This is a genomic window from Amycolatopsis sp. CA-211722 (genome assembly GCF_056828465.1).
The window spans coordinates 2,241,671-2,257,006 of sequence record NZ_CP184752.1 but is presented as its reverse complement, the minus strand read 5'-3'; the positions used below and the strand labels follow the sequence as shown (position 1 = coordinate 2,257,006).

At 68.9% G+C, this 15,336-nt stretch carries 13 protein-coding genes; 2 read left to right on the top strand and 11 right to left on the bottom strand.

Annotated elements, in window-relative coordinates; genetic code table 11:
- Positions 1–12: 12 nt before the first annotated feature.
- The gene (locus tag ACOCEP_RS11055) at positions 13–1,332 is read right to left on the bottom strand and encodes an aminotransferase-like domain-containing protein (RefSeq protein ID WP_482337152.1); all 1,320 of its coding nucleotides are present in this window, start codon (positions 1,330–1,332) and stop codon (positions 13–15) included.
- Positions 1,333–1,528: 196 nt separating this feature from the next.
- On the opposite strand from ACOCEP_RS11055, the gene ACOCEP_RS11050 reads away from it, so the two are divergent.
- Entirely contained in the window at positions 1,529–2,173 is a 645-nt protein-coding gene (locus tag ACOCEP_RS11050; protein WP_125679353.1) for a GNAT family N-acetyltransferase, read from the top strand.
- Between the two features lie 372 nt (positions 2,174–2,545).
- Here the strand turns inward: ACOCEP_RS11050 and ACOCEP_RS11045 are convergent, their stop codons facing one another.
- The 10 genes from ACOCEP_RS11045 to ACOCEP_RS11000 form a co-directional block, all read right to left on the bottom strand.
- On the bottom strand, positions 2,546–3,694 hold the full coding sequence (locus ACOCEP_RS11045) for an N-acetylmuramoyl-L-alanine amidase (RefSeq protein WP_007032252.1): 1,149 nt from the start codon (positions 3,692–3,694) through the stop codon (positions 2,546–2,548).
- A 251-nt stretch (positions 3,695–3,945) separates the two neighbouring features.
- Positions 3,946–4,269 carry a thioredoxin gene (trxA, locus tag ACOCEP_RS11040; RefSeq protein WP_101611569.1) on the bottom strand — a complete coding sequence of 108 codons (324 nt, stop codon included), beginning with the start codon at positions 4,267–4,269 and terminating at the stop codon, positions 3,946–3,948.
- A 41-nt stretch (positions 4,270–4,310) separates the two neighbouring features.
- Positions 4,311–5,306 carry a thioredoxin-disulfide reductase gene (gene trxB, locus ACOCEP_RS11035; RefSeq protein ID WP_482337151.1) on the bottom strand — a complete coding sequence of 332 codons (996 nt, stop codon included), beginning with the start codon at positions 5,304–5,306 and terminating at the stop codon, positions 4,311–4,313.
- Between the two features lie 215 nt (positions 5,307–5,521).
- A complete protein-coding gene (locus ACOCEP_RS11030; RefSeq protein WP_482337150.1) occupies positions 5,522–6,304 on the bottom strand; it encodes a hypothetical protein in 783 nt (260 codons plus the stop codon).
- On the bottom strand, positions 6,301–6,960 hold the full coding sequence (sigM, locus tag ACOCEP_RS11025; RefSeq protein ID WP_126734747.1) for an RNA polymerase sigma factor SigM: 660 nt from the start codon (positions 6,958–6,960) through the stop codon (positions 6,301–6,303). Before sigM ends, ACOCEP_RS11030 begins: the two co-directional genes overlap by 4 nt.
- A 31-nt stretch (positions 6,961–6,991) precedes the next feature.
- Complete coding sequence (locus ACOCEP_RS11020; protein ID WP_482339682.1) at positions 6,992–8,548, bottom strand: protein kinase family protein; 1,557 nt, start codon at positions 8,546–8,548, stop codon at positions 6,992–6,994.
- A gap of 120 nt (positions 8,549–8,668) precedes the next feature.
- A complete protein-coding gene (gene murJ, locus ACOCEP_RS11015) occupies positions 8,669–10,663 on the bottom strand; it encodes a murein biosynthesis integral membrane protein MurJ (protein WP_482337149.1) in 1,995 nt (664 codons plus the stop codon).
- 35 nt (positions 10,664–10,698) lie between these two features.
- Positions 10,699–10,929, bottom strand: coding sequence for a hypothetical protein (locus ACOCEP_RS11010; RefSeq protein WP_482337148.1), 231 nt, complete (start codon positions 10,927–10,929; stop codon positions 10,699–10,701).
- A 99-nt stretch (positions 10,930–11,028) separates the two neighbouring features.
- Positions 11,029–13,185, bottom strand: a complete 2,157-nt coding sequence (locus tag ACOCEP_RS11005) for a DUF6049 family protein (RefSeq protein WP_482337147.1) — start codon at positions 13,183–13,185, stop codon at positions 11,029–11,031.
- Complete coding sequence (locus ACOCEP_RS11000; RefSeq protein WP_482337146.1) at positions 13,182–13,706, bottom strand: NUDIX hydrolase; 525 nt, start codon at positions 13,704–13,706, stop codon at positions 13,182–13,184. The genes ACOCEP_RS11005 and ACOCEP_RS11000 overlap by 4 nt, the downstream gene beginning before the upstream one ends.
- A 160-nt stretch (positions 13,707–13,866) precedes the next feature.
- Between ACOCEP_RS11000 and ACOCEP_RS10995 the strand changes: the two genes are divergently transcribed.
- Positions 13,867–15,285, top strand: coding sequence for a CCA tRNA nucleotidyltransferase (locus tag ACOCEP_RS10995; protein WP_482337145.1), 1,419 nt, complete (start codon positions 13,867–13,869; stop codon positions 15,283–15,285).
- Positions 15,286–15,336: the final 51 nt, after the last annotated feature.

Genomic DNA, 15,336 nt, shown 5'->3' with positions numbered 1-15,336 from the left:
ACGTCCGGTCGATCAGACCGTGTCCGGAGAGGGGTTCTGCGGCCCCGAGATCGAGCGTGGGCTCGCGTTACCGAAGGTACGCGCCAGGTCCATTTCGGACTCGAGCACCGCGGCAAGCCGCCGGACGCCTTCGCGGATCCGTTCGGGCGTCGGGTAGCAGTAGGAAAGACGAAGCTGTCTGCTGCCGAAACCGTCTGCGTAGAAACCGGTTCCGGAGGCGTACGCGACCCGGGCCGTGACGGCTCTCGGCAGCATCGCCTTCGTGTCCACGCCTTCGGGGACGGTCATCCAGACGTAGAAACCGCCGTCGGGTTTGGTCCAGCTGCAGCCGGCGGGCATGTGCTGTTCGAGCGCGGACAGGATCGCGTCCCGGCGCTCCCGGTAGTTTTCGCGGAAGGTCTTGATCTGACCCATCCAGTCGTGCGTCGAGAGGTATCGCGACACGATCAACTGGTTAAGCGTCGGCGGACAAAGCGTCGCGGACTCGGCCGCGAGCACGAGTTTCTCCCGGACGGCGTGCGGGGCGAGCACCCAGCCGACCCGCAGGCCGGAAGCGAAGGTCTTCGAGAAAGAGCCCAGGTAAACGACGTTGTCGGGGTCGATCGAGCGGAGCGCGGGGTACGTCTGTCCGCTGAAGCCGAGCAACCCGTACGGGTTGTCCTCGACGATGAGGATGTCGTTCTCCCGGCAGATCTCCACGATCTCCGCGCGCCGCTCGACGGCCAGCGTGACGCCGCCGGGGTTGTGGAAGTTGGGGATCGTGTAGAGGAACTTGACCCGGCGGCCCGCCTTCCGCGTCTCCGCGAGCGCGGCGCGGAGGCCTTCGGGGACCAGGCCGTGGTCGTCCATCGCGACGTGGACGACGTCCGCCTGATAGGCGGCGAACGAGCCGAGCGCGCCGACGTACGACGGGCCCTCGGCGATGATGACGTCACCCGGATCGCAGAACAGCCGGGTGACCATGTCGAGCCCCATCTGGGAGCCGACCGTCACGACGACGTCGTCCGGGTGGGCCTTGATGCCTTCGAGCGCCATGATTTCGCAGATCTGCTCGCGCAGCGCCGGGACACCGTGCGCCGAGCCGTACTGGAGCGCGACCAGGCCTTCTTTGGCGATGAGCTCGCCGACCTGCGCGGACAGCGTGTCCAACGGGAGCGCGGCGAGATTCGGCATGCCGCCGGCGAGCGACACCACTTCGGGACGGCTGGCCACCGCGAACAAGGCCCTGATCTCGGAAGCAGTCATCCCGGCCGTACGCGCGGCGTAGCGGTCGAGATGAGGGTCGAGGTTGTGGCGGCCGGGCTCCGGCCGGACAGGGCGGTTCTCGGTCATCAGGCGCTTCACCCGGCTTCGAAGTGGACATAGTCGCTACCGACTGGTAGTTCCATCGAGTGTAACCACCCTCCCTTGAGGGGCCCTGGCCTTTCGGTGTTCATCACATCGGCCTATCCTCGGGACCGGACCCCTTCAGTGAGCCCTGCTCGGGACAAGGCTGCGTCGGGTGATCTTCATTCAGGGAGGTTTGTCTGTGTCGCGTCGCGTCGTGGGCGTAACCCTGGACAACCTCGAGCACCTGCCCAAGAGCTGCCGCCGCTGCGTGTACTGGGAGCTGGCGCCGCATATGAAGGCGCAGGCCGAGGAGTACGGCGCGACAGAGGTCGAGAAGGAAGCCTGGGTCTCCAGCGTGCTGCTGGAGTGGGGGTCCTGCGGCCGGATCGTCTACAGCGACACCCTGCCTGTCGGTTTCGTGCTCTACGCGCCGCCGAACGCCGTGCCGCGCTCGCTGGCCTTCCCGACTTCGCCTCCCGGCCCGGACGCGGTCCTGCTGACCGCCTTCCAGGTGCTTCCCGAATTCCAGGGCGGCGGACTCGGCCGGATGCTGGTGCAGGCGGTCGCCAAAGACCTCACCAAACGCGGTGTCCGCGCGATCGAAGCGTTCGGGGACGCCAAGCCCGACGAGACCGATCCGGACGGCGGGCACAGCTGTGTCCTGCCTGCCGCGTTCCTGCAGAGCGTCGGGTTCAAGACCGTGCGGCCGCATCCGCGGTGGCCGCGGTTGCGCCTGGAACTGCGGTCGGCGATCTCGTGGAAGGAAGACGTGGAGGCGGCCCTCGAACGGCTGCTCGGCCAGGTCTCCATCACGACGGCCGAGCCGAGCATGGGCCGCGCCTGACCTCTTCCGTCTTTCTGGACGGTCACCTTCCGATTGCCATGAACGGACCGTTCCTAGCAAATTTCGCAAGGAACGGACCGTTCCTAGCGCCCTGGTGAGCCGCTTTAGCAGAGTTCCAGAGCGCGCGCAGCAGCCATCCCCCGGCCTGGGGACAGCTGTGGGTAACCCGCCGAGTTATCCACAGATCGCTGATAGGAGCGGTGGAAAATCTGTGGATGGGTAGGCTGGACCTGGGGACGCCCCCCGGGAAGGGCGGGGGCTGCGCGCCGGGTGGATCTAGGGGTGGCGTGCTCGGGTGCGGGGGCACACAACCGGTTGTGCCGACGGCGTCGGCAGGGAGATGTGCGCCCGCGTGCGGCTGTGGAGGACTGGCTACTCCGCTTTGGCGAGTTCGTGGGCCAGGACGTCCGCGAAGGTGAACGTGCCGGTCGGCTGGTCCCCTTCGCCGAGGAGGTACAGGCGCTTCACGGCGACCAGGATGCCCTCGGCGACGACGTCGCGGAAAGCGGGGTCCGCCAGTTTGCGGCTGTCTTCCGGGTTGGTCAGGTAGCCGATCTCGATCCGCACCGCCGGGCAGCGGGTGCGGGTGAAGATCTCCCAGGTCTTGTAGTGCGTGCGGCAGTCGAGCATGCCGGTGCGGGCGGCCAGCTCACGCTGGATGAAGCCCGCCAGCAGCTCGCCGACGGTCGACGTGGTGCCGTTGCCGGTGCCGAAGTGGAAGCTCGCGACACCCTGCGCCTTGGGCGAGGGGTTCTTGTCGTTGTGCAGCGAAAGGAACAGGTCGGCGCCCGCCTCGTTCGCGAACTTCGCCCGGTCGCCCTCGCTCGGGCTCTGGTTCGGGCCGCGCGAGATCAGCGCCTCCATACCCGTGGCCTGCATCCGGCCTTCGAGCCGCCGCGCCAGGTCCCAGGCGATGTCCGCCTCACGCAGGCCGCCGGCGACGACACCGAGGTCCTCGCCGCCGTGGCCCGGGTCGATCACGATGCGCTTGCCGCGCAGCCGGGGGCCCGCCTGCCGCACCTGCTCCTGCTCACGCAGGAAGACGGGGCGGCCGCCGCGGGCGCGCGGCGAAGAGAGCCGGTGCAGCTCACGGATGGTGGCCGGGCCGCACATACCGTCGGCGACCAGGCGCATGTCTCGTTGGAAGGTCTTGAGCGCGCGCTCGGTCTGCGGGCCGAAGTGCCCGTCCGGGCGGCCGGCGTCGAAGCCGAGCTCGGTCAGCCGCTCCTGGAGCGCGAAGACGTCGTCACCCTGCATGGGCGCGGAGAACATGTAGGTCAGCGGACGGCTGCCGAGATGGAAGCCGGCGCCGCGAAGCGCCTGATAGGTGGCCGGACCCACCAGACCGTCGGTGATGAGCCCACGGCGCTGCTGGAACGCCCGTACGGCGTGTTCCATCGCCGTGTCGAAGACCTCGTACTCCCCGGATTCGGTCACCGGCGGGAGCAGCTCCATCGCCGCCAGCGTGGACCTGATCTCGGCGACGTCCGGTCCGGCGTCACCGCGGCGGAGTACCCGCATGCACTCCTCGCTCTTCCCTTTGGGGCACCGATCGAGCTCGATGCACGACTATGAAAACCCTGCGGGGCGAACCCCGGTGCTCTATTGTGCCCTGTGAACTCTCGGTGAGCGCGGAGGCCCGGCCGGTGCGTCAAGTGCCCGTTCGTGGAACTCGTCCAGGCGTTCCCGTAACGGACAGATCTACCCATTCCCCGTGACGACGAAACCCGGAGCCTGGGCAGGCCCCGGGTTTCGGCAGGTGAAACGCGAGATCAGAGGACGTCGGCGAGGTCCGACAGCAGCGCGGCCTTCGGCTTGGCGCCGACGATCTGCTTCACCGGCTTGCCGCCCTGGAACAGGATCAGCGTCGGGATCGACATCACCTGGTAGTCACGCGCAGTGTTCGGGTTGGCGTCGATGTCGAGCTTCGCGACAGTCAGCTTCTCGCCGTTCTCCGCCGCGATCTCCTCGAGCACCGGGGCGACCATCTTGCACGGGCCGCACCAGGTCGCCCAGAAGTCGACCAGGACGGGCTTCTCGCTCGTCAGCACGTCGTCGACGAACGTCTTGTCGGTCACCGTCACGGTGTTGGCCATGGTGTCTCCTTCTGGGTGGTGAAACTCCGGTGATGGGAAAGTCAGTTGGTGGTGGCGCCGTAGCCGCCACCGACCAGCTCAGGGGTCTCCTGGGCGGCCTCGACACCGGCGTGCTCCGCCAGCCATCGTTCCGCGTCGATCGCCGCGGCGCAGCCCGAGCCCGCGGCGGTGATCGCCTGCCGGTACGTGCGGTCGACCAGGTCGCCTGCGGCGAAAACACCCGGGAGGTTCGTGTACGAGGTGCGGCCCTGGGTGAGCACGTAGCCGTCCTCGTCGAGGTCCACCTGGCCGCGCACCAGTTCGCTGCGCGGGTCGTGACCGATCGCGACGAAGAACCCCGTCACGTCCAGCTTGGACTCCTCGCCGGTCACCGTGTCCTTGAGCTTCAGGCCCTCGACCTTGCCCTCACCCTCGACTCCGGTGATCTGCTTGTTGAGCGCCCACTTGATCTTCTCGTTCTCGCGGGCGCGCTCCAGCATGATCTTGGAGGCGCGGAACTCCTCGCGGCGGTGGACGATCGTGACGGACTTGGCGAACTTCGTCAGGAAGGTCGCCTCCTCCATCGCGGAGTCGCCGCCGCCGGCGACCACGATGTCGTGGTCGCGGAAGAAGAAGCCGTCGCAGGTGGCGCAGGCCGAAACACCGCGGCCGAGCAGCTCCTGCTCACCGGGCACGTTCAGGTAGCGGGCCGCGGCGCCCATCGAGAGCACGACCGCGCGGGCGGCGTAGCGCTTGCCGTTCGCGACGACGTACTTGACGTCACCGGTCAGCTCGACGGACTCGACGTCCTCCTGGCGCAGGTCGGCGCCGAATCGCTTGGCCTGCTCGCGCATCTCTTCCATGAGGTCGGGACCCTGGATGCCTTCGCGGAAGCCGGGGAAGTTCTCGACCTCCGTCGTCGTCATCAGCGCACCGCCGAACTGAGTGCCCTCGAACACCAGCGGTTCGAGCTGCGCTCGTGCCGCGTAGACAGCGGCGGTGTATCCCGCAGGACCCGATCCCACAATGATCAGGTTCCTGATCTCCTCGGCAGCCACCCGTGACCTCCGCTCGTAGTGACCTGTTCACCAGGCTCAACACGATCGTAAGGGCCGGTGTTCCCGGGGTGACCGGCGCTACTTTCTCCTGCGCTGCGCCTCAGCGGAGATCCGACCTCTAGCGCCGCTAGAAAAGCTAGCGCGATAGCAAAGGTCCCCCGCTCCCCCTGAAATGGGGCTGGTGGGGAGCGAGGGGCCAGTGAGGTTTCGGGTGGTTACTTCTGTCCGATGATTTTGTCGAAGAGGACCGCCGGGTTGCCCGGGCCGCAGTCGGCACCGAAGGCGACGATGCGGAACTGGGCGAGTTTTCCTGTGGTGTAGATCACCATCACGCCGTCCTTGCCCGCGACGTTCACCGGCCGGATGCCCTCCGGCCGCACGTCGGCGTCCATTCCGGCCGCGGCGACGCAGGCGTCCAGGCGCTCTTCGGTCTTCAGCGAGCCGAAGTCGCGGACGCCGATCGCCTTGCCGACGAGGGCTTCGGCCCCGCCGCCGTCTCCACCGACCGAAGGTCCGGAAGCCGACGGCGCGGGCTGGGCGATACCGCCCGAATCCGGCTCGCGGGTGGTCGGGACGACGATCGCCACCGCGGCGATGGCCGCCGCGGCCACGGTCGCTATCCCGGCGCCCCAGCCGATCCGCTTGTTCCGCCGCCGTGCGGCCGCGAGGTCCACCACCGGGGCGACCTGCTCCTGCGGCCGTTCAGATGCGCCTTGAAACGCAGGCGTCGCCCGCATCTCGGCGGCCAGCGCGGCGTCGATCCGTGCCGCGTACTCCGCCGGCATCGGCGCGACCGGCTCGTTCGCGAGTTCCGCGAGGTCGGCCGTGGTCGCTTCCAGTGCTTCGATGATCGCCAGTGCTTCGGGGTCGGCGTTCACCAACGGCCACAGTTCGGCCGCTTCTCGCTCGTCCAGCACACCTGCGTGCAGGTCGGCGAGCACATCGACAGACCACGGCGGACCGACGGTCCCACCGATCCCCCTGCTCTCGTCTGTCATCGTCCCTCCCCGTCACCCGGCGTGCCCTGAGGACGCCTGGCACCCCGTTGCGGGGTAGCGCGCTCTCGTTTGCTTTCGTGAGTTGGGACGTTCGCAATCGCATCGGGGTTCCGTAGATGTCCGAGAACCTTCGCGAGCTTTCCGCGACCTCGGGCACACCGGCTCTTGACCGTGCCCTCGGCGATGCCGAGCATCTTCGCCGTCTCGGCGACGGAGTATCCCTCGACGTCGACCAACACGATCGGGGCACGTTGATCTTCGGGGAGCTGGTCGAGGGCTTCCTTGACGACCAGGCTCGTCTCGCGTTCCGACATCGAGTCACGCGGCGAGGCGGGCTCGTTGAACTGCCCGGTCTCGGGCAGCGGAACGGTCGGTCTTGCCTTGCCCCGCCGGATGCGGTCGAGGCACGCGTTCACGACGATACGGTGCAACCACGTCGTGACCTGCGATTCCGCTCTGAAGTTGCCCGCTGCTCGGAACGCGGAGATGAAGGCGTCCTGCAGGGCGTCCGCGGCTTCTTCCGGATCCCGCAAGGTGCGCAGGGCTACCGCCCACATGCGGTCTCGATGTCGCTGGACCAGTTCACTGAACGCGTGCGGGTCTCCGGCGGCGTGCGCCGCTATGAGATCCGCGTCCGTGGGAGCTGCAGCTGTCACCCGGGAGAGCCTACTGACCCGGTGTCTGACGTCACCCCGCAGGCAGGAAGGTCAGCTCTTTGAGTTCGGTGACGAACTTGCCGTCCTCGTCTTCACCCAGCTGAGTGATCCAGATGATGAAGTACTGACCCTGCTGAGGCTGTTGCAGGGCGATGGTCGATTCGCCCGCCGCGAGGTCTCCGGTCCCGACGACCTTCGTCTCGTCGAGCTTCGGGTTCTTCTTGTCGGCGGAGCGGATCTCGACCTTCGAGCCGGGGCTCGCCGCGTCGAGCTTGATCTGGGTGAGGTTGATCGGGTCCTTGAAGGTCACGACCAGCCCGACGCCGTCCTTGAGCACCGGGAACTGCTTGTCGTACTGGTCGGTCTTCCACGAGGTGACCGTGTCGCCGTCGGTGGCGTTCCTGGCCTTGCCGGGGCTGTCGCCCTTGCTGCCCGGGTTGTAGACGGCGACGGCCGACGGCTTCACCGCGGCACCCACGGCGGGGGACGGCTTCTGCTGAGCGGGCGGCGGCTGCTCGCCCGGCGGCGGCACGACCTGCGAAGAGGACGCGGCGACGTTGATCTTCGGACCGCTGGACTTCGACTCGCCCTGGAACAGGTTGATCAGCATCATCCCGCCCCAGGCGAGGATGACCACGGTCGCGACGACCAGCACGGTCACGCCGAACGCCAGCTTCTTGCGCCGCGCGACGTCCTTGACCGGCTTCTTCGTCGTCCAGACCGTGCCGTCCGATTCGGCGACGGCCTCCTCCTCGCCGACCGCCTTGATCAGCTGGGTGCGCTCTTCGGCTTCGGCGACCTGGTCCAGCACGCGCAGGATGGCCGCGCTGGTGCGGATGCCGCCGTGGCCGCCGTCCTCGATGGTGCGGACGGCGAGCGAGGACAGCTCGACCGGCACGGTCGGGACCAGCGAACGCGGCGGGATGACGCGGCCGGTCGGCGCGTGCGGCGCCGCCGGGATCGCGGCCGGGCCGCCGGGAAGTGCCCAACGGCCGGTCAGCAGCAGGTACAGGACGGCGCCGAGCGCTTTGACGTCGTCGCGAAGGGTCGCTTCGGGCAGGGGGCCCGGGAAGGCGAGCTTCAGCGCGCCGTCCGGGGTGAGCCGGAGCCGCTGCGGATGATCGAGGCCCAGGACGAGACCGTTCTGATGGGCGTGGTCGACGGCTTCCGCCAGCGCCTGCACCATCCTGGCCGCCGCGGCGGGCGCCACCGGGCGCTGCGCCACCAGGTCGACCAGGTCGCTGCCCTTGGTCCATTCCGCGACGACGACACCGAGCAGACCTTCGCTCGAGGTGACGCCGCTGCCGAGACTGAGCACGTCGAGGACGCGCGCGACCCCGCCGTGGCCGAACTTCGAGGCGTGCGCGGCACGCTCCAGCGTCCGGCGCGCCAGCCGGGCGGCTTCCGCGTCCGCGGGGTCGCCGACCAGCAGCGTCAGCGCCACGTCCCGCTTCAGCTGCCCGTCGCGGGCACGCCAAAGATGCGCGGCGGCCCGCTCGTCCACCCCGAACTGTGCGAGCAGGCGATACCGGCCGTCACCGACGACCCGGCCAGGGGCCAGCGACCCGCCTTGGGCCCGGATGCCCATCTGGCCGGCCTCCCCTGCCTGTTCGCTCCGTCTCGTATCCACCGCACTCTCCCGCGTAGCTCCCGCCCCGAGGGTACCCAGAATACGACCCGTGAACGCGCGCCATCCGTACGTGAATCGTTATCCGCGCTTGATCAACCGGGTGATCCTCGCCGTGGCTGGCTTCAATTCCTCGACCTTCAAGGCCATGAGCACGCCGAACGACACCACGATCCCGACCACCGTCTGCAGCAGAAGTTTCACCCAGGCATGGAAAGTAGGCCCGAACGAGTCAGGGACGATCTGCCCGGCGAGCCACGCCGCGCCGACCCCGAGCACACTCGCGACGACCGTGAAGAGGATCACCCCGAGAACCCGCTTGCTCCGGAGATTCCCGAGGGTCACCCACAGCCAGACCTGACCGAGGATCGCGCCGACGACGAACGTGAGGCCGTTGACCATCATCACGCCGAGCACGATGTTGTCCGGCGACAGCAGCGCCGGGCACAGGTATAGCAGCGGCACCTTCACCACGGTCATCACGATCATGATCAGCACCGGTGTCCGCGCGTCCTTCATCGCGTAGAACACCCGCATCTGCAGCATGACCAGCGCGTACGGCAGCAGCGCGAACGCGGAGATGGCCAGCGCCTCGCCCATCCGCGACGCGTCCTCGACCGTGCCCTTGCCCAGGGTGAACAGGGCGATACCGACCGAACCGCCCACGACGGTCATCACGGCGGAAATCGGTACGAGCATCACCGTCGAGATGCGGGACGCGTACGAGAGGTCGCCGATCAGCTTCTTGTGGTCGCCGTCCGCGGCCGCGCGGCTCATCCTCGGCATGATCGCGGTCAGCAGCGACACGCCGATGACGCCGTACGGCAGCTGGAAGAGGAGCCACGCGTTGCTGTACGCGGTCACACCGCCCTGCGAACCACTGGTCAGGACGCGGGTGGTGATCGTGTAGCCGATCTGGCTGACCGCGACGTAGCCGACGGTCCAGAGCGCCAGCCCGCCGAACTCCTTCATGCGCTTGTCGATGCCCCAGCGCCATTTGAACTTGAAGCCCGACCGCAGCAGCGGCGGGATCAGCAGCACCGACTGCGCCACGATGCCCGAGGTCACGCCGATGCCCAGCGTCAGCAGCTTGGGGTCGGTGATCGACACCGGATCGGTGGAGATGTTCCCCGGCATGATCCACACGACGAGGATCGTGAAGATGACGACGAGGTTGTTGATCACCGGTGCCCACGCCGTCGGGCCGAAGATGTTCTTCGCGTTCAGCACCGCCGAGAGCAGCGCGAACACGCCGTAGAAGAAGATCTGTGGCAGCAGCAGGTACGCGAACGCGGTGACCAGCTCGGGATTCGCCTGGCCCTTGTCGTCGACGTAGAGCTTGGTGATCAACGGCGCCGCGAAGACGGCGATCGTCGTCCCGACCACGAGCAGCGTGCCCGCCACCGTGACCAGCCGCTGCGTGTACGCCTCGCCGCCGTCCTTGTCGTCCTGCGACCGCACGAGCAGCGGGACCACGAGGCTCGACAGCACGCCGCCCATCAGCAGTTCGAAGATGATGTTCGGCATCGTGTTGGCGACGTTGAACGAGTCGTTCTCCACCTGGGCGCCGATGGCCGCGACCAGCAGCAGCTTCCACGCGAAGCCGGTGATGCGGCTGATCAGCGAGGCGATCGCCATCCGGCCGCTGGACTTCGCGATCGACGGTGCCTTCGCCGGAGCGGCGACATCCTGTTCGCCGGTGTCCCCTGGCCGCGGTTTGACCAGCGGCGCGTCCTTGATCGCCGGCATGACCTGCGTGGCGAGCTGGTCGTACGGGCGGAGGACGTCGGGGTCGGCGACCGGCCAGCGTGAGCCCATCGGGACGCCGGGGGTGCGCGGGATGAACCGCGTCGCGTCGGGTTCGTCGCGCCGGTCGACCTGCCACGGGCGGACCGGTGGCGGCTGGCGGCGCCCGCGATGCGGCGGGGGCGGTGTCTGATGGAGGGCCTGCGGTGGCTGGGAGGCCGGTCGGCGCGGCGCCTGGTTCTGCGACGGCTGCGGCAGCGGCGGCCCCTGCGGAGGCGGCACCGGCTGACGGCGGGTCGGTGGGGGCGGAGTCCCCTGCCCAGGGGGCATTTTCCGCGGTGGCGGCGGCGGGTTCTGGGGTGGCCTCAGCCGGCGCGTTTCGTCGTCGGGACGGCCGGCCACCCGCTGGCGGCGGCCGTCCGGCGGCGGCTGCTGCGGAGGCGGCGTGGCCCGCCGCGGCCGCTCACCGCGTTCGGGCGGGGGCTGCTGCGGGGGCGGCTGACGACGCTCCGGACGGCGTGGCTGTCCTTCGGTGCGGCGTGGCGGTGGCGGAGTGCCTTCGCGCCGGGGACGGCCTGCACGCTCGGGCGGTACACCCGGCTCTCTTTCCAACGCGTGCCCAATCCTCGGTGCTCGGCTACGTGATGCCCGGCGGCATCGTTCGACCCAGGGTAATCGGCAACGGCCGGAAACACTTAAACCTGTGCGTCCTCGGTCACACGCGGGGCGGTTTCGTTCGCCCGATCGGCTCGCGAGTCCTTGATCCTCCGGTAGATCCGCCGGGACGACAGGAGCAGCAGCGCGCCGGCCGCGGTGATGGTGATGATGATGGTGATCGCGCCGTATTCCGTGGACGTCAGCTCGAAGCGCGCGGCCGAGCCGAGCGGGGTCCCGTCGGGCGTGGTCAGCGAGACGTCGACGCTGAACCGGCCCGCCCGCAGCGCCTCGACCGGGAGCAGCCGGTTGCGGGCGCTGTTGGCCGGGACCATCTGCGCCTGCAACAGGGTGTCGTCGGTCGGGCGGAGGCCCACGTTGTTCTTCAAGGCGACCTGGACGGCGACGCCGACCGGCAGGTTGTTGGTGATGAACACCGGCAGCGGCGCCGCGCCGGACGCCAGCGCGATCGTCTGCTTCGGCCGCTCGACGGTGACCTGGCTGCGGATCGCCTCCAGATCGCCGCGGGCGTTGCCGGTGACGGTCGCGGCGTCCGCGCCGCGCCACGACGTCGACGCGGCGCGGATGAGAGCGAGCCGTACGGGAGCGATCACGTCGGCGGGCGGCACCCGTTTGGTGGCGTCCATCGTCATCGCGGCCGACAGGCCCAGCGTCTCGTCGTCGAGCTGGGACATCTTCGCGGTGACGTCGCCGCTGGTCGCGGCCGACAGATCCTTCGGGTCGTAGTTGACCGACGCCGACCCGGACGGGCCCTCGCCGAGCAGTTCGGGCAGCGGCGCCGACTTGAGGAGACCGGCGGCGTGGAATTCGCCCAACCGCTCCAGGAACGTGGTGAGCTCGATGCCGGTCGCGGTCCAGTGCCGCGGCGGCGCGATCAGCAGCCGCGAGCGTTGCGGCCCCTCGCTCTGCCCGCCGAGGCCGGCGCGGAAGGCGATGGCGCCGAGCCCGTTCTGGGTCGACTCCGAGCCGTTCAGCGCGGCCGAGATCAGCGCGTCGATCGGCTGCGCGCGCAGGTCCGTTCCCTCGATCGAGACTCCGCTCGAAAGCGGCGTGCGGGACTGGAGCTTGCCCGAATCGGTCAGCACGGTCTTGACGCCCGCCTTGCCGATCGCTTCGAGGGTCTGCGAGTCGAGGGCGCCGCCGGGCCAGAGGACGCCGTCCTGCGGCTGGATGCCGAGCAGGTTCTTGATCGTCGCCGCGCCGCCGAGCGCGGTGGTCATGAGCGCGGTGTCGGTGGCGTCACCGGCGCGGACCTTCGTCAGCGCGGTGAGGTCGGCGTCGGCGAACGGGAGGGTGACCACGCACCGGCCCGCGACCAGCGCCTTCAGCCTGCCGAGCCAGTTCTTCGCGGTCTCGACGCCCTTGCCGGGGGCGCCGCCGGCGATCTGGTAGCCGCGGGTCATCCCGTCGACGGTCGCGACCAGGTCGGGGTCGATGGCCAGGCACAACGACGACGACACCTTCGTGTCGGCCTCGGCCGCGCGCGCCGCCTCGACCAGCGAGTCCAGCCGTCCGCCGGCGGCCAGTTCGTCCGCCAGCCGCTCGTCCGCCAAGGTCAGCGGGCCACCGAGCGGGGCGGAGACGACGTGCACGGCGCTGTTCGCGATCGGCCACAGCAGGCTCGTGGACGGCGCGGACGGCACTGTCGGTGGACGTGACCCGGAAGCCTTGCCGGGGACACCGAGCACCGGCATCAGCAGGGTGACCGCCGCCAGCCGTTCGGGACCGCCGAAATCCGGGGTGCCGTTGACGTTGACCAGCAGCGGGTACACGCCGGTCTTGGGGAACTGGAGCTTCGACGACTGGCCGAGCGGCACGGACAGGTTCAGCGCGGCGCTCTGCCCGGGCTCCAGCTCGTCCGGTTCGAGGTCGACGAACTCGGTCGCGGCGAGATCCTTGAACTTGTCGCCGGCGAGGACGTCACCGATCTGCTGCTCGGTCTGGAGCCGCGTGCCCAGCTGCAGCCGGACACCCAGTTTGCTGATCCGCCGGTCGCCGACGTTGGTGACGCGGCCGGTGACGGTGAGCGAAGCCGAGTTCGAGGTGATCACGCGGGGGTTCAGCTGGTCGAGGTCCACGCGCAGCCGGGGCTGCTCCTGGGCCTGCGCGCCCGCGACGGGCAACACGGTGAAGACCAGGAACAGGATCGACAGGACAGTGGCGGCAAGCCGCTTCACTCAGGTGCTCCCTCGGCGGTGTGCTGTTGCTGCGCGAAGAGTTCTTTGGCCTTCCGGACCAGCTTGCGCTCGTCGGAATAGGCGAGTTTGGTCTCCAGGTCGGCGAGCGGGACCCAGGCGACCTCGGTCACCTCTACATCCTCGTCCGAAAGTTCGCCGCCGGTGGATTCCAGGATGAAATGGTGCACTGTCTTGTGCACGCGCCGACGTTCGGCCACGAACCAGTAGTCGATGGTGCCGAGGGGCTGCAGGACCTGCGCGGAGATGCCCGTCTCCTCCTTCACCTCGCGCACAGCCGTCTGCTCCACCGTCTCACCGTCCTCGATGTGGCCCTTCGGCAGCGACCACAGCAGTCTGCCGTGCCGGTCGAGCCGCCCGATCAGCGCGGCGTTCGCCCGTTCGGCGTCGACGACGAGGCCGCCGGCCGAGGTTTCGTCGACCGTGGTCAGCCGCCTTCCCCGCCTGCGCCTCCGCCGGCGGCCCGGCTTCGGAGCGCCGGAGCGCCCGGCTGATCCAGACATGCTGCGATGCTAGAGCAAACGGCGGTACAGGTACGCTGGCTCTCCGTGCCCATGGTGGGCCGGGTCGTAGTAAGTACCTCAGCAAGTACATCCAAATCGTGGTGGGATTGTCGTGAACAAGGTGGTCGCCGGGCAGGCGATTGCGGGGAAGAGCACTGCGATGCAGAACGCTGTGACGGAGCTGATGCGCATCTCCCCGCTGGCGGACGAGCTCGCGAAGCTCTTCGCGAAGGCGGGACACAGCCTGTACCTGGTCGGCGGCAGCGTCCGCGACATGATGCTCCGCAGGCTGTCGAGCGACCTCGACTTCACCACCGACGCCCGCCCGGACCAGGTGCTCAAGATCGTCAGCGCCTGGGGCGACGCGGTGTGGGACGTGGGTATCGCGTTCGGCACCGTCGGCGTGACCAAACAGGGCATGACCCTGGAGATCACCACGTTCCGCGCCGACAGCTACGACCGCGTCGGCCGCAACCCCGAGGTCACCTTCGGCGACAGCATCGAGGGAGATCTGCTCCGCCGCGACTTCACGGTCAACGCGATGGCGATCGACCTGGCGAACAAGACCTTCGTCGACCCGCACGACGGGCTTCAGGCGCTGCAGGACAAGGTGCTCGACACGCCGGCGACCCCGCAGGAGTCCTTCGCCGACGACCCGCTGCGCATGCTGAGGGCGGCCCGGTTCTCCGCGCAGCTCGGGTTCACCGCGGCGCCGCGGGTGGTCGACGCGATGGCGTCGATGGCCGAGGAGATCGACCGGATCACCGCCGAGCGCGTGCAGGCGGAGCTGTCGAAGCTGCTGCTGGCGGACGACCCCCGGCCCGGGATCGAACTGCTGGTGGACACCCGCCTCGCCGATCGCGTGCTCCCCGAAGTGCCCGGGATGCGGCTGGCGATCGACGAGCACCACCAGCACAAGGACGTCTACCAGCACTCGCTGACCGTGCTCGCGCAGGCGATCGACCTGGAGAAGTCGCACGAACCGACCTCCGAGCCGGATCTGATCCTGCGGCTCGCGGCGCTCCTGCACGACGTCGGCAAGCCCGCGACGCGCGAGTTCCAGCCCGGTGGCGGCGTGAGCTTCCATCACCACGAGGTCGTCGGCGCGAAGATGGTGCGCAAGCGTTTGCGGGCGCTGAAGTTCTCGAAGGAGATCGTCCAGGACGTCAGCCAGCTCGTGTTCCTGCACCTGCGGTTCCACGGCTACGGCAAGGGCGAGTGGACGGATTCGGCGGTGCGGCGCTACGTCACCGACGCCGGCGACCTGCTGCCCCGGCTGCACAAGCTGGTGCGCGCCGACTGCACGACCCGCAACCGCAAGAAGGCGGCCGCGCTGCAGGCGACCTACGACGACCTCGAGCGAAGGATCGCGGCGATCCAGGCGCAGGAGGACCTCGACCGGGTCCGCCCGGACCTCAACGGCGAGGAGATCATGCGGATCCTCGGCCTCAAGCCCGGGCCGGACGTCGGCAAGGCGTGGAAGCACCTGAAGGAACTGCGGCTGGACCGCGGTCCGCTGGAGCACGACGAGGCGGTGGCCGAACTGCGGAAATGGGCCGCCGAAAACGGCATAGGCTGAGATAAACCCCGTTGGTCTCTGGATCCACGCGGCGTAACCGGAGATACTCCT

Bases quoted from the DNA above. Each gene is read 5' to 3' on its own strand.
- ACOCEP_RS10995 (WP_482337145.1), top strand. From the start codon at position 13,867: ATGCAGAACGCTGTGACGGAGCTGATGCGCATCTCCCCGCTGGCGGAC.
- ACOCEP_RS11020 (WP_482339682.1), bottom strand. From the start codon at position 8,548: ATGGGCATCCGGGCCCAAGGCGGGTCGCTGGCCCCTGGCCGGGTCGTC.
- ACOCEP_RS11000 (WP_482337146.1), bottom strand. From the start codon at position 13,706: ATGTCTGGATCAGCCGGGCGCTCCGGCGCTCCGAAGCCGGGCCGCCGG.
- ACOCEP_RS11030 (WP_482337150.1), bottom strand. From the start codon at position 6,304: ATGACAGACGAGAGCAGGGGGATCGGTGGGACCGTCGGTCCGCCGTGG.
- trxA (WP_101611569.1), bottom strand. From the start codon at position 4,269: ATGGCCAACACCGTGACGGTGACCGACAAGACGTTCGTCGACGACGTG.
- ACOCEP_RS11045 (WP_007032252.1), bottom strand. From the start codon at position 3,694: ATGCGGGTACTCCGCCGCGGTGACGCCGGACCGGACGTCGCCGAGATC.
- murJ (WP_482337149.1), bottom strand. From the start codon at position 10,663: ATGCCCCCTGGGCAGGGGACTCCGCCCCCACCGACCCGCCGTCAGCCG.
- ACOCEP_RS11055 (WP_482337152.1), bottom strand. From the start codon at position 1,332: ATGACCGAGAACCGCCCTGTCCGGCCGGAGCCCGGCCGCCACAACCTC.